Raw genomic sequence first — 13,725 nt, forward strand, 5'->3', positions numbered from 1 at the left:
TTGGAGCGCGGGCATGTGAGCCCCAGGTGCGGGCTGTGTGACTCACGGCTGCGGCATCTGTCCCCCGGGTTGTTACTACAAACGTACGCCGCGACGGGCCCGCTGAGGAGTTGCCGAAGACACCAGTTCGGAGAGCTAGAAGTCCTCGTAGGTGAAGGCCTCCTCGGCGAGAAGCTGGGTCCAGGGCTCCGGTCGTTGGGAGCGGACTTGTTGCAGCGTGACGGTCGAGTTCGGGGTGATCAGAAGCGTAGTCAAGAACCCGGCGGAATTGATCACATTGATGAATCCTCCACCGCGCTGCACCGCGTCGGCCACGGAGGTTTTCCATGCTGCCAGGTCATCGTCGGTGTCGACAACGTAACGGTCGCCATTCACGGTCAGACGGTACTCGTTCATGGAAATAGACCCTGTCTCTCAGCGGACCCTGAAGCGCCACGTGGTGGTTCAGCAGAGATCGGACGATGCCCTAAGAATTGGCGTCGGAGAGTAATATATAGCGATCAGTTTGAATTTCAAACTATTTTATGTTGGAAGATGATGCACGTCGTCGATAGGGTGGAGGCGGAAATGTGCCGCAGATCCAGCTGAGTACTTTTCGTTGATGTCGGGAGGAAACCATGTTCAAGGAAAGTGGCTCCGTCCAGGTTCTCGAGGGTGTTGCTGCTGCGGTGGTCGTTCTGCTTCGAGCGCTGGACAAGACGCGTGCCGGGATGGCGGCGAAGGATGGCTTCACGGGTTCTGAGATACGGGTTCTTTTTCGAATTTCGGAAGCGGGCCGGGTGACACCGAAGATTTTGGCCGGTTCCACGGATCTCTCGATGGGTGCGGTCAGCGCGATCTCTGACCGGTTGGTCGCCCGGGATGTCGTGCGCCGAGTTGCCAACCCGAATGACCGGCGGAGCCTGTTCCTGGAGCTGACTGCGACGGGCGAGACGCTGATGGATAGCATCTACGGTGATTTTCGTGCACGGATCGGCGAAGCTCAGAGGAAAATGTCGTGTGCTGAACAGGAGCTGCTCGAGGCGCAGCTGCTGAATATCGCTGCGGCGCTCGGCTACGACCTGGAAGAAAGACTTGCTGGAACTCAAATATCGGTCGTGAAGGCTTCTTGAGCCTCCCGTTTCGGACGTGGCGGGGTACGTTCGGAAAATGACTTGGCCACGTTTGAAAAGGAGCAGCAGCGAGAATCGCAGGAGGGATTGCCATGCGTGATCAATTCGCGGTTGCCGAAAAGGCATTGTCCGCTTTGACAGGCAGCGAGTCCCGTCTGTTCGAGCCGTTCCTGGGGGTACTGCCAGTGGATGGCGTGTCAATCTCGACGTTCGGTGACTTTCTCCCTGATGAGACAATCTCGGCGAGCGACGCCCAATCGATGCGGCTGGACGAGCTGCAATTCGATCTGGGCGAGGGTCCGAGTTGGGATGCTCTAGAAACCGGGGCGCCGGTCTTCGAGCCGAACATTCGCGAACGACCGAACCGGGTTTGGCCGGCGTTCTCGGAGGCAATCATCGCCGATGATCTGGGCGCGCTTTTTGCTTTTCCTTTGTCGTTGGGGCCGTTGCGCATCGGGGCGATCGACCTGTACACGAGTCGGCCCAGTCATCTCAGTGATCTGAATATCCAGCACACTGCAGCCCTCGCGACCGTCGTCAGCCGGCTCGTTCTCGCCCGTGCCATCCGGCTGTCCCAGAGCGACATTAAGGGTGAAACCGACACGCGCAAACAATTCTCCCGACGTGAGGTGCATCAGGCCACAGGCATGGTGCTGGCCCAACTGGGGATTTCTGCCCTGGACGCCCGTCTGATCATCCAGGGCCATGCCTTCGCCGTCGGCCGATCTGTGCAGGAGATCGCGGAGGAGATCATCGACCGGCGATTGACTTTTGCGGTGAATGAAAACCAGATCGAAGGGTCTCATGATTGATGAAACGAGAGAAGACCGCCTGATCGAAACGTTCGCGACCCTAGCTGACACCCTGGTTGCCGGTTATGACGTGGTGGAGCTCCTCCAGACACTGGTGGAGAGTTGCGCCGGGCTCTTCGATATTGCGGCGGCAGGTATTCTCTTGGCCGACGAAAACGGAGAGCTCGAAGTTGTCGCTTCCACCAGCGAAGCCAGCAGGCTTGTCGAGGTGATGCAACTGAGCGCTCGGGCGGGCCCGTGTGTCGAGTGTTTCATTACCGGGTCGGTCGTGTCCCTGCCGGACGTGGAGGACAGCCCGCTCGCGTGGCGGCGGTTTCGGGACAGTGCCAGGGAGCAGGGTTTCGCTGCGGTCCATGCGATTCCGTTGCGGCTGCGTGAGACTACCATCGGCGCCCTCAACTTGTTGTCCACTGTTCCCGGCGCCCTGCGTCAACAGGATGTGCGCGCGGCCCAGGCGTTGGCCGATGTGGCCACGATCGGGATTCTGCAGGAACGCACGCTCCGAGAAAGCAACTCGGTGCGGGAGCAATTGACGATTGCGTTGAACTCCCGAGTCCTCATCGAGCAAGCCAAAGGCGTGATCTCGCATTCCCGCGGAGTCTCGATGGAGGACGCATTCGCGTTGCTGAGGAATCACGCTCGCAGTAACCACTTGTTGTTGTCCCAGGTTGCTCAGGGGCTGGTCGACCAGACCCTTGTCATCTAGGCGGGAGACCCCCGCGCCTCTCAGAGCGCCTGAATCCTCCAGGAGCGCGAAATTCCCTGCTTGATTTCTGTGACGAACACCCTCTGAAATACGACTACATATTAAGAGATTCTCGCTGAAGACAGATTCTGTCTCGGCGGGACACGCTCCGATCGCGTCCACTCCATCGATTCTCCTGTGACGCGGCTGAGCGAAGTCGTCCTGACTCTCTGAGGTTCATATCTGTATCAGTAGAGGAGATATCAACATGGCAACATACGACTCATCCGGTTTAAACATGAATCGAAACATCGACGACCACGGCTCCGATGCTGCGGTATCCGCGGGCGATGGGGCGACCAACCGCCACGAGGTCGCCGACCGTGATAAGGCCGTCGGCCGCGACGAGGCCCGCTTCGGCGGGATCAAGTGGGGATCGGCTTTCTTCGGCTGGCTCACCGCCACCGGGACCGCGGTGATCCTCACCGCCCTGTTCGCTGCGGTCGGAGCCGCAGTCGGCCTGGGCGGGGCCGATTCCACAGACCAAGCTGCCGGAACTGCTGCCGAGAACGCCGGCACCATGGCACTGGTCGGAGCGATTGTGCTCGCGGTTGTGGTCTTCGTGTCATATTTCTGCGGCGGCTACGTCGCCGGTCGGATGGCCCGCTTCAACGGAATCAAGCAGGGAATCGCGGTCTGGGTCTGGGCGATCGTGATCGCTGCCGTCGCCGGGATCCTCGGGGTCATTGCCGGCGGTGAACTCAACGTTCTGGGGAACCTGAACAGCTTGCCCAGCATCCCGCTCAATCCGGACGGTCTCACGGCAGGCAGCATCATCACCGCGATCGTCATCGTCCTGATCAGCCTCATCGGCGCAATCGTCGGCGGACTCGCCGGCATGCGGTTCCACCGCCGCGTCGACCGCGAAGCACTCGGCCGCTGACGGCCAGCACCTAACACTCATATCCGACACCTGCACCGGGCGGCTGGGCGGGCGCAGGTCTGCCCACCCGCTACCGCACTCTCGTACCCAAAATTTTAAACAGAAATGAGACCGCCATGGCGCGCCTGCTGAAGTACATCCCCGTAATCCTGACCGTGGTCACCAAGTACCTGCGCAGCCCGCAGGGGAAGGCCGCGATGCAGAAGGTTCGCTCGTCGCGCCGCCGGCCGAAGAACGTCGGCAGTACCCGCCCGGGATACTGAAGAAATCCGTCTGCGCCGCGACCACCGGCCCTGCACCTGGCAGACGCCGCTGACGGTGACGAAAACTGGGAAGAAGCTGAGACAGTCGACAGCGGTCGGCACTGGAGCATCGCCGGCACCACCCCGGTAGGACCGGCCGACGGCTACTGAGTCCTTGATGCGAGGGGCCTGACAGCCGTGAGGGATCGTGGATTTGGGTTCGCGGCGGTTGTCCGCGAGGTCTGGCAGTGACTTTCCTCGAACGAATTCGACGGAGATTCTGCCCAAATCGCCCACATAGAGCCTGAAATTGCAGTTTTCCGGCAGATTCTCCGTCGAATTGGTTCAACACCGGACACGACGCTCCGCCTGGGCTCAGCCGCGTCCACTCGGTGCAGTCAGCTCTGACTTTCCGGGAGCGACTCCACCAATCGAATAGGGTCCGCTCACCTACGCCTCGGTCACCTGGCCGTTGTCCACCCGCCAGTGCCGGTCCGTGTGCACGTTGGCCAGCATCCGTCGGTCGTGGGTGACCAGCAGCAGCGTGCCCTCGTAGGACTCGAGGGCCTGCTCGAGCTGCTCGATGGCGGCCAGGTCGAGGTGGTTGGTGGGCTCGTCGAGCACCAGTAGATTGATGCCGTGCGCCTGCAGCAGCGCCAGGCCGGCACGGGTGCGCTCGCCGGGGGAGAGGTCCGCGGCCGGACGGTTGACGTGGTCGGCCTTGAGGCCGAATTTTGCGAGCAGGGTGCGCACCTCGGCCGTGGACAGATCGGGCACGAGTTCCTCAAAGCTGGTGGCGAGGTGCCGGGTGCCATCGAGTTGAGCCCGAGCCTGGTCGATTTCGCCAATGCTGACGCTGGCACCGAGGCTGGCCGTGCCGGCATCCGGAACCTGATGCCCCAACAGCGCGCGCAGCAGCGTGGACTTGCCGGCCCCGTTCGGCCCGGTGATGCCGATGCGCTCACCCGCGTTGACCTGCAGCGACACCGGGCCGAGGGTGAAATCGCCCTGGCGGAGCACCGCGTTGCTCAGCGTGGACACCACCGAACTCGAGCGGGGCGCGGACCCGATCGTAAAGTCGAGCTGCCACTCCTTGCGCGGCTCGTCGACCTCCTCGAGGCGCGCGATGCGGCTCTCCAGCTGCCGCACCTTCTGCGCCTGCTTCTCGCTGGACTCGGCGGATGCCTTGCGTCGGATCTTGTCGTTGTCGGGTGCCTTCTTCATGGCGTTCCGCACGCCCTGGCTTGACCATTCGCGTTGGGTGCGGGCCCGGCCCACGAGGTCGGCCTTCTTCTCGGCAAACTCGTCGTAGTGTTCGCGCTTGTGCCGGCGGGACGTTTCGCGCTCCTCCAGGTAGGAGTCGTAGCCGCCGCCGAAGACCCGGTTCGCCCCCTGGATGAGGTCGAGTTCGAGCACGCGCGTCACGCAGCGCGCCAAGAACTCACGGTCGTGGCTGACGAGCACGACGCCGCCGCGGAGGCCGGTGACGAAGGACTCCAGGCGTTCCAGGCCGTCGAGGTCGAGGTCGTTGGTGGGTTCGTCGAGCAGAACGATGTCGAAGCGCGACAGCAGAAGGGCGGCCAGTCCGACCCGCGCGGCCTGCCCGCCGGACAGAGACGTCATCAGGGTGTGCTCGGCGAGTTCGGTGCCGAAAGTGAGACCGAGGCTGGCGAGCACCACGGGCATCCGTTCATCGAGATCGGCGGCGCCGCTGGCCAGCCAGCGCTCGAGGGCGGCCGAGTACGCGTCGGCCGGGTCGAGGCCGTCGGGTCGCGGGCTCGGTGATGCATCGCCGAGAGTGGATGCCGCGTCGTCCATCTCGAGGGTCGCCTGGGCGCAGCCGGTGCGCCGGGCGATGTAACCGGCCACGGTCTCACCGGGCACACGCTCGTGCTCCTGCGGCAGGCAGCCGACGAAGGCGTCGGCCGGGGCGAGGCTGACGGTGCCGGACTGCGGTTCGGACAGGCCCGCAAGCAAGCTCAACAGCGTGGACTTGCCCGATCCGTTCACGCCGACGACACCCACGACGTCGCCGGGCGCGACGGTGAGGTCGAGGGAATCAAAGAGTGTGCGGTGCGCGTACCCGCCGGTCAGGCCCTTGGCCACGAGTGTTGCGGTCATTCGTCTATTTTCTCAGACTGGCACTGCGGTTGCGCGCGTCACGGCGTGTTGCGAAAGTCTTCAAGAAGAGCGGCTCGACGGATGCCGACGGATGCAGACGGCGGCTCAGGCTGGTACCGGTTCCGCCTGCCTACGGGTCCGAGCGGGCGCCTGTGCTCGGGCTCCGGACGGAGCCTGAGCCTGACCCGGAACAACAACGGCCTCAGCGGCAGCCGGCACGAAAGCCTGAGCCGAAGTCGCAGCGGGTGCGAGGGTGAGGATTCGTTCCAGGAGCAGCGTCGCGGCGTTTCGCCGGATGGACAGCACGACCCGGGCCTCGTGCGGATTCTGCCCGGCAGGCCCCGCGGTGACTGGCCCCCCGGCCGCCGCCTCCACCTTGGCGAAGTGGGTCTGGCCGTGGCGCGGGCCGGCGCTCATGTCCACGCAGATGCGCAGGGTCGGCGCCCGCTCGGCCTCAAGAGCGCCGGTTGCGAAGGCCGCGGCGATGGAGGTATGCAGGGCGAAACGCCGCGTGCTGAACTGCGTGCCGCACTGCGTCAGGCAGGTGCCGAGCATGGCGGCCAGTGCCTGCTGGGTCAGCCCCGAGGCCGAGGCGAGTGCCCGCCGGTGGGTCTCGTCGAAGGTGTGCGGCGCCGTCGCGTCGAGCGGGACCACGGTCACCGGCCAGCTGGCCGCGAAGACGTCCGCGGCGGCCGTGGGGTCGGCGGCGATGTTGCCCTCGGCGAATTTGCCGACGTTGCCGGGCGCGAAGACGGCGCCGCCCATGATGGTGACGCGACGCACGAGCCGGGGAAGTTCCGGGTCGAGGTAGAGGGCCTCGGCCAGGTTCGTCAGCGGGCCGACCGCGATGACCTCCAGTTCGCCGGGATACTCGTGCGCCAGCCGGATCAGCAGCTCCGTGGCGCTGTCGTCGACTGGGTGCCGCCGCGAGCGGGGCAGCAGCACGTCCCCGATCCCGTTGCGGCCGTGCATGTGGGCGGTCCCGCGCCGGGAGATCCCGCTGACGGGCTCCCAGACGCCGACCGCGACCGGGATATCGTCACGCCCGGCGGTAGCGAGCAGGCTCAGGGTGTTCACCGCGGCGACGGCCGGGTTGACGCATCCGCTCACCGTGCCGATCCCGACCAGACGGATGCCCGGTGTCGCCAGCAAGAACGCAAGCGCCATCGCATCGTCGATCCCGGTGTCGCAGTCGAGGTAGATCGGGCGGGGGTGGGGAGCCGTCGTGGGAGTCATCGTTGACCATCCGTTCTCATGGTGCTGGTTCAGGGGTTCAGAAGCGGTGCGGGAGTTCATGCGGCGGGGCGCAGAATCAGGGAGGCCAGGAAGGATGCCAGGGTGAGACCCGCGGAGATCCACAGGGCCGTCTGGAAGCCGGCGACCGTGCCCGCGGCCACGACCGGGGCGACGAGGGCGATGCCGATGCCGATGCCGATGCCGAAGCAGGCGCCGTTCAGGCCGGGCAGGGCCCCGCGGGCCTCGGGCGGCGAGTTGAGCACGGAGACGCCGTTGACCGAACTCTGGAACAGGCCGAGGTAGAAGACGCCCATCACGATGAGCAGGCTGAAAACCAGCCAGCGGTCTATCGCGAACACGGCCAGGCCGACCGTGATCAGGGTGATGACGCCGCTGCTCAGCCGCAGCGCGGTGATCCAACCGATCCGCACGGCGATCCAGCCGGAGAAGATCGCCGCGGTGACGCCGACGAACGCGGTCGGGGTGAGGTAGAGCAGCGCCGACATCGAGGCGGAGAGCCCGTAACCCACCTGATTGTTCTGGCTGAGCAAGACCACGGTGAAGTTGAGCGCGGAGAAGACCCCGGCCAGGGTGAGCACCGTGGACAGCAGGAGCGGCCACACCCGGCGGGAACGCAGCGCGTGGATGGGAATGAGCGGCCGTCGGGTGCGCCTCTCAACGAGCACGAAGACGACCGTGCTGACGACCGCCCCGACGAGGTAACTGAGCGTGAGCGGGTCGGCCCAGCCTGACGACGACGCCTGCGAGATCAGGCTCGTGAGCAGCACTAGAAACAGGGACAGGATGCCGGCACCCCGCCAGTCCATTGACCCGTCCTGGGTGCGCGGATCATCCTGCGGAATGAAGAGTGCGACGCAACTGATTGCGACCAGCCCGAGGCCGAGGGTGAACACGAAGAGGAACCGCCAGCCGATGGTGTCGGTCACGTAGCCGCCGAGAAAGCCGTCGACGCCGAACAGGCCGCCGTTGACCGAGGTGATAATGCCGACCGAGATGCCGAACAGGCGGCTGTTCAGGCGCTCCGAGAGTAGGAGGAAGGAGATCGTGAAGGTGGCGTTGGACGCGCCCTGCAGCACCCGGCCGAGCAGCAGCAGTGGGAGGCTCGGTGCGAGGGCGCAGATGACGGTGCCGATCAGCAGCAGCGTCAGTACGATCACGAGGCTGCGCTTGCGGCCGAGGAAATCGCTCCAGCGGGAAAAGACCATGCCGAAAACGGCGCCGGAAAGGAAGAACACCGACTGCACCCGGGCGACATCCTGCATGCTCTCGCCCAACTGGGCGCCGACGGCTGGCAAGGCGGCGGAGAGGAGGGTGGCATTCAGCTGGAACGTCAGGATCGCCAGGACCAGCGTGCCGATCAACACTCCGGGAGCCCGGGGAGCGCGGGCGCGCCCCATTACGGGAGCGGCTTCGGAGGAAAGCACGAGCATGACACGACTCCTTCATTGGAGCAAACACAAGGTCGACACGCTCAGTGTACATGCTTGTTATACAAGTGCGTAAGATCACACGATAGGCTCGACTCACCGACCAGGGGAGAACGAATGGATCGACGCACGGAGGCGGCCCTGGCAGGTCCGCTCGAGACCAATGGAAGTCTGCCGCTGCGGGTGGCGGTGTACTCGCGCATCACCGAGGCGATCCGCAACGGATCCCTGCCGATCGCCTCCCTGCTCCCATCGGAGTCCGAGCTCGGCACGGCGATGGGCGTCAGCCGCACGGTCGTGCGGGAGGCCCTCATGCTTCTCGAGGAGGACCGCTTCGTGCGCTCGCGCCGGGGCATCGGGCGCTTCGTCGCCGACCGGCTGCCTCACCTCGGGCTGCAGAAGATCCGTCCGATCGAGGAGCTTCTCAGCGAGACCGGACCGACCGTGCACGTTCGCCGCACCCAGACTGCGCTGCAGTCCGCGTCGCCCGCGTTCACTGCGGACGCCATCGGCATCCGCACCGACGAGGCCTCATGGTTTCTCGAGAGCGTCATCACCCGGGAGGGTGCACCCATCGCCCTGATCCAGGAGCATGTGCCGGGAGACCGCCTGAGCCGGCTCGGCGAGGCGGCGGTGGCGGCCGTGTCCGAGGCAGGCGTCGACGCGAACGCCCAGGGTGACGCGGGAGCTGCGGGACACAGTGCGCTCGCCGCGCTGATCGCGGTGCTCGGTCCGATCTTCGGGCCCGGCGAAACCGACATCACGCTCGGTGTTCCCGGTGCCACACGCGGCAAGCTGCTCGGGCTGCCGGCCAGCAGCCCGGTGCTCATCCTCACCCAGACTCTCGACCACGACGGGCGCCCGTTCTATCTCTCGAAGGCCCTGATCAACACCGACTTCGTGCAGCTGACGATCAGCCACGCGGTGCAGTCCTGAGCCGGGCTGCTACCGCAGCGCCGAGATAGTCATCGAGATCGCCTTGAAGTTCGCGATCCGCTGCTCGTAGCGGGCCGCGAGCACGATCAGGATGACGCCGCCCACGCCCAGCCACAGCCACCACGTCACCGCGCCGTGGGCCAGCGAGATCCAGGGCCAGAGCTGCGCCACCGCGTGCAGCATCAGCACGATCGCGCCGATCACGAACGGAGCCTGCAACTTGCGCACGGCACCGACCACGATCACCACGGTGGCAACGAGGCCGAGGCCCACCACCCGCCAGAGCGGGCTCTCGGTGATGTCGAGCAGCACCGACGGAACGAGCAGCACGAGCAGCACGAGCAGCCCGGGAGCAAGCCAGCGCCGGCTGCGCGCGGCCGGCGTGACGTCGAGGTGCAACCAACCGGTGGCCAGCAGGGCGATGGCCAGTGGAACGCTCACGATCTCCACCGTGGCCGGCGCCGCGTACGCGGACCCGGCGACCACGGCGCCGCCGCCAGCCCCGATCGCCACCCAGGCGACCATCCGGCCCAGTCGGCTGTCGTCGTACCAGAACGCCGCCAGGTGCAGCGCGGAGAAAGTCCAGACGAGCAGGATCACCCGGATGGTCGCCAGCGGCTCGTAGCCGAGTGCGGCCACCTCGGCCGCGAGAACCCCGACGGTCGCCAGGACCAACAGGACGTAACCGAGGCGCAGCGCGGGGGCATCCGTCGCTTCGCTGCGGCCCGGGCCGGTACCCTCATCGGTGCGCCGGGTGACGGTGACGAGACCTGTGCCGACGGCCGCCAGGATCAGCGCCGAGGGCAGCAGCCATGCCTCGAGCCGGGTGTCGGGGCCGTTCGGTGCGAGCTCGAGCAGCGGCTGGATGCGGGATGCGGCCGTGAGCACAACCGTGAGCACAACCGTGAGCGCGCCGATGCCGAGGGCCGGCCAGGCGAGGGATGCCCAGCGCGGCCGGACCAGGAGGAGCGCCCCGCTGACGGCGAACGCACCGCCGATGGTCAGGGCCAGCACGGGGCGGAGGAGATCGCCCGTGCCGCCGACCACCGCGCCGGGCAGCAGGGCCAGTCCGGCCGTGATCCAGCGGGCCCGCACGGCGACCGGCGCCTCGGTGTCGGCCGGTCGCGCGCGCCCGGCGAGCACCTGGCCGACGACGATAGCGAGGCCGAGCGGCACGGTCACGAACTCGAACGGTTCGGTGGCTTGCGTCCCCACGGCGCTCATCAGGGCGAACCCGGCCAGCCCCGCCGCAACCCAGCCGACGGCCATGGTCAAGGGCGCGCGCAGCCGCCACGCGGCCAGCACGTGCACGACCCCGAGGGCGAGCACGAGAACGGATGCACGCACCGCGGTCACGGCGGCGTCATCGGTCATATCGGCCCCGGTGAATGCGGCAATCTCGGCCGTCGTCACGGTCGCCAGCGCCAGCACGAGCAGCGTGATGCTCGCGATGGTGCGCGGACGGAGGGTCGCTGGGTCGGTGCGGGCGCCGATCAGGAACGCCCCCGCCGCCGCGGCAGCGAGCGGGAACAACCAGCATTCGAGCCGCGCATCGGGTGCGCCGGGTGCGCCGAGCACGCGCATCAGCTGCACGATGCTGGTCACCAGGAGCCCGATTGCTCCGCTCGTCCAGGCGGCGGCAAGGTACGCCGATCGTGATGGCCCCCAGCGCGCGACGGCAGAGCCCAGCAGCAGCACGCCGCACGCCGCGGCCATGACGATCGGACGCGCGGGCGAGCCGGAGGCCGAGGCGAGCGCCAGCGGCACGATCGCCACGAGCAGGCCGGCCAGGGTGAGCAGCGCCGCGGCCGGGCTTGCCGCTGCAGCCCGAGGAATGCGGCCGAACCGGCGGATCAGCACGGCCAGGACCAGCAGCATGCCGGCGACCGGGAGCACGTACGGCTCAGGGGCCTCGGTGCCGACGCGGTTCAGCCCGACCCAGAGGCCGGCCGTGCCGAGCAGCAGGGCGAGCCAGCCAAGATGGCGTCGCGGTGACCGGGAGCCGAAGAGCCCGTCCGGGGCGATCGCCGTGACGAGGGCGGTCGCGCCGACCAGCAGCAGCACGAGCCAGGCGAGGGGGCTCCCGGCGGCGAGAGTCAGGAGAGTGCCGGGAACCAGAATCAGGCCCGCGCCGGCCTCGAGGGCGAGCCGGTCCGTCCGCCCTTGGGTGTTCGAGGTCGTGTCACGTGCCCCCACCGTGTCGAGTACGAGGCCGAGGGCGCAGACGAGTAATGCCGCGGTCGCGACGGCGATGCCGTCGACGGGCGCGGGGGCATCCGTCGTCTGCCGCACGGACCAGATCAGCGCGAGCAGCGTTGGCGCGGCTGCGCCGAGGGCCACGACACGCTCGATCCGTGCGGTGCCGGAGTAGACGTGCAGCCGCAGCCAGATTCCGATGGCGCCGAGCAGGATCACCGTGGGCACGACCGCCAAGGTGGGGGAGCCCAGCAGCAGCGCGGCGCGAACGCCGGCCGGTAGGGTCTCCGCGAGACCGGTGACCGGCAGGGCGACGGCCGCCACAGTCGGGGCCAGCAGTGCCCAGAACGCCCAGCGGCGCTCGGTGTCGGTGAGGATGCGGCCCGCGGGGAATGACACCGCGAGCTGCAGCAGGGCGGTCGCGAGTGCGAGGGCGCGCAGGCCGTCGACGATGAGGGCCGTTTCAGAGGGTGAGGCCGCCAGCGTCAGGGCCCACGGCGTGACGACGGCGGCGACGAGCGTGAGCAGGGCGGCCCCGGTCAGGAGGATGCCCCGGCCGGCGCGGCCTTCGTGCGCCCCGGCCGCGCCGGACTAGAGCCGGTGCTCCGCCAGCCAATCCACGAGCACCCGATTGAAATCCGCCGGCCGTTCGACGCTCGGCAGGTGGGCGGTATCGCGGAAGGTGAAGCCGGTGACGTCAGGGAGCGTCGACAGGACATACTCATATTCGGCGAGATGCGGAGTGATGTCGAACTCACCGACCGAGACGAACGCGGGTACCTCGATGTCGCTGACCTGGTTGAAAGCGGGCGGCTCGAGCGGAATCGGCGTCGGGGACTCTTCCGCATGCGCGGCGTTGACACGGCCCAGCGCGTAGGCCGTGGCCACGAATTCGGGGTCGAGGTCGGCCTCGGTGCGCAGTGGGCCGAACGCCCAGAGCGCCACCTCGAGGCGCGCCAGACGGTGCCAGTCCTGGGCGTCGAATGCGGCATCCAGTTCGTCGAACCGGGCGTCCTCGAGATCGGTCAGTTCAACTTCGGGGAACCCGCTGGGCCCGGCTCCCACGGTCACCAGGCCGTCCACGCGGTCGGGGCTCTCCGTGGCCAGGTCGATGGCGATCCCGCCTCCGCGAGAGCACCCGATCAGCGTGGCCGACGCCACCCCGAGGTGGTCGAGAACCGCGAGGGCGTCCGCGCGCGGCGAGAACTCCACGTTCTCGGTGGTCGTCTGGCCGCATCCGCGGCTATCGAAACGGATGACGAAGTGGCCGGCAGCCAGCGCGTCGATCTGCGGGTCCCACATGCGCAGATTGGCGATGCCGGCATGCATCAAGAGGAGTGCCGGTGACGAAACGTGGCCGGCCGTTTCGTAGTGGAGCGACGCGCCCGGAACGGTGAGGTGAGGCATGATTCAGCGTAGGCGTGCGGCGGGCGCCGCGGCAAGGGAATTACCGTTAGCGCACGAATCTGTGACCGTTGAATGCCGGCGACCCCAACCCGAGTGACGGGTGTGCAGGTGGACAAATTGACATCCATCGGGGCAAGAGTCACACTCGATATATCGACACCGATCGATTAGTTGGTTGTCTGCCGCCCTGGGCCACGACGTGGCCCCATGAATTGGACCCACGACCTGGGACCAGCGGATCAACCTCATGGCGCTCGCCCCAGAGTTGCGCGACGCCCCCATCAATGCCCCGTCATCTGCGCCGGGACTGAGCGGGCAAGTCCGAGGACTCTTGTGTCCCGGTTGCCCCGCGAACTCCTGCTCGCTTCGCGTGGCCGAAATATACGAGGAACACCATGAACGCGTACATCACGACCACCACCAACCGGGTCCTTCCTGTCGGTACCTACGTGACCGAATCAAGCGGCCGCATCCTCGCACCGAATGAGTACGTGAGCAGCGTTCGGTCAGACCTGACCGAGGGTCGATACGTGTCCCACAGCTGAGACGAACTGTACGGTCGCCGGGCCCTTACCGGGTGCCTTTCT

Annotated in this window: 13 protein-coding genes; 7 read left to right on the forward strand and 6 right to left on the reverse strand. The window is 66.8% G+C overall.

The features are described from left to right. Window positions 1–135: 135 nt before the first annotated feature. Window positions 136–396 (reverse strand): hypothetical protein, encoded by a 261-nt coding sequence (locus tag E3N94_RS16510; RefSeq protein ID WP_158250226.1) that lies wholly within the window; start codon window positions 394–396, stop codon window positions 136–138. Between the two features lie 221 nt (window positions 397–617). Here E3N94_RS16510 and E3N94_RS07240 point away from each other — a divergent pair, with 221 nt between their 5' ends. The 5 genes from E3N94_RS07240 (at window position 618) to E3N94_RS16515 (ending at window position 3,815) form a co-directional block, all read left to right on the forward strand. Next, window positions 618–1,112, forward strand: coding sequence for a MarR family transcriptional regulator (locus E3N94_RS07240; protein ID WP_104100068.1), 495 nt, complete (start codon window positions 618–620; stop codon window positions 1,110–1,112). A 92-nt stretch (window positions 1,113–1,204) separates the two neighbouring features. Continuing rightward, complete coding sequence (locus E3N94_RS07245; protein WP_104100069.1) at window positions 1,205–1,924, forward strand: GAF and ANTAR domain-containing protein; 720 nt, start codon at window positions 1,205–1,207, stop codon at window positions 1,922–1,924. Further along, on the forward strand, window positions 1,917–2,630 hold the full coding sequence (locus E3N94_RS07250) for a GAF and ANTAR domain-containing protein (RefSeq protein WP_104100070.1): 714 nt from the start codon (window positions 1,917–1,919) through the stop codon (window positions 2,628–2,630). The genes E3N94_RS07245 and E3N94_RS07250 overlap by 8 nt, the downstream gene beginning before the upstream one ends. A gap of 277 nt (window positions 2,631–2,907) precedes the next feature. Continuing rightward, entirely contained in the window at window positions 2,908–3,552 is a 645-nt protein-coding gene (locus tag E3N94_RS07255; RefSeq protein ID WP_104100071.1) for a hypothetical protein, read from the forward strand. Window positions 3,553–3,668: 116 nt separating this feature from the next. Next, on the forward strand, window positions 3,669–3,815 hold the full coding sequence (locus E3N94_RS16515) for a hypothetical protein (RefSeq protein WP_158250227.1): 147 nt from the start codon (window positions 3,669–3,671) through the stop codon (window positions 3,813–3,815). Between the two features lie 429 nt (window positions 3,816–4,244). Here the strand turns inward: E3N94_RS16515 and E3N94_RS07260 are convergent, their stop codons facing one another. The 3 genes from E3N94_RS07260 to E3N94_RS07270 form a co-directional block, all read right to left on the reverse strand. Continuing rightward, window positions 4,245–5,915: an ABC-F family ATP-binding cassette domain-containing protein gene (locus E3N94_RS07260; protein WP_134570008.1), complete on the reverse strand. Its 1,671-nt coding sequence runs from the start codon at window positions 5,913–5,915 to the stop codon at window positions 4,245–4,247. A 105-nt stretch (window positions 5,916–6,020) separates the two neighbouring features. Further along, window positions 6,021–7,151 (reverse strand): nucleoside hydrolase, encoded by a 1,131-nt coding sequence (locus E3N94_RS07265; protein ID WP_134419826.1) that lies wholly within the window; start codon window positions 7,149–7,151, stop codon window positions 6,021–6,023. Window positions 7,152–7,207: 56 nt separating this feature from the next. After that, a complete protein-coding gene (locus E3N94_RS07270; protein ID WP_134570009.1) occupies window positions 7,208–8,602 on the reverse strand; it encodes an MFS transporter in 1,395 nt (464 codons plus the stop codon). Between the two features lie 114 nt (window positions 8,603–8,716). Here E3N94_RS07270 and E3N94_RS07275 point away from each other — a divergent pair, with 114 nt between their 5' ends. Continuing rightward, window positions 8,717–9,535, forward strand: a complete 819-nt coding sequence (locus E3N94_RS07275) for a GntR family transcriptional regulator (protein ID WP_104100074.1) — start codon at window positions 8,717–8,719, stop codon at window positions 9,533–9,535. A 9-nt stretch (window positions 9,536–9,544) separates the two neighbouring features. Here the strand turns inward: E3N94_RS07275 and E3N94_RS07280 are convergent, their stop codons facing one another. Then, window positions 9,545–12,130: a hypothetical protein gene (locus tag E3N94_RS07280; protein WP_134570010.1), complete on the reverse strand. Its 2,586-nt coding sequence runs from the start codon at window positions 12,128–12,130 to the stop codon at window positions 9,545–9,547. Between the two features lie 192 nt (window positions 12,131–12,322). After that, the gene (locus tag E3N94_RS07285) at window positions 12,323–13,138 is read right to left on the reverse strand and encodes an alpha/beta hydrolase (RefSeq protein WP_134374798.1); all 816 of its coding nucleotides are present in this window, start codon (window positions 13,136–13,138) and stop codon (window positions 12,323–12,325) included. Window positions 13,139–13,533: 395 nt separating this feature from the next. On the opposite strand from E3N94_RS07285, the gene E3N94_RS16520 reads away from it, so the two are divergent. After that, window positions 13,534–13,683, forward strand: a complete 150-nt coding sequence (locus tag E3N94_RS16520; RefSeq protein WP_166784961.1) for a hypothetical protein — start codon at window positions 13,534–13,536, stop codon at window positions 13,681–13,683. The last annotated feature ends 42 nt before the right edge of the window (window positions 13,684–13,725 follow it).

Origin of the sequence: Cryobacterium sp. Sr3 (assembly GCF_004402835.1) — a bacterium.
Taxonomy (GTDB): domain Bacteria; phylum Actinomycetota; class Actinomycetes; order Actinomycetales; family Microbacteriaceae; genus Cryobacterium; species Cryobacterium sandaracinum.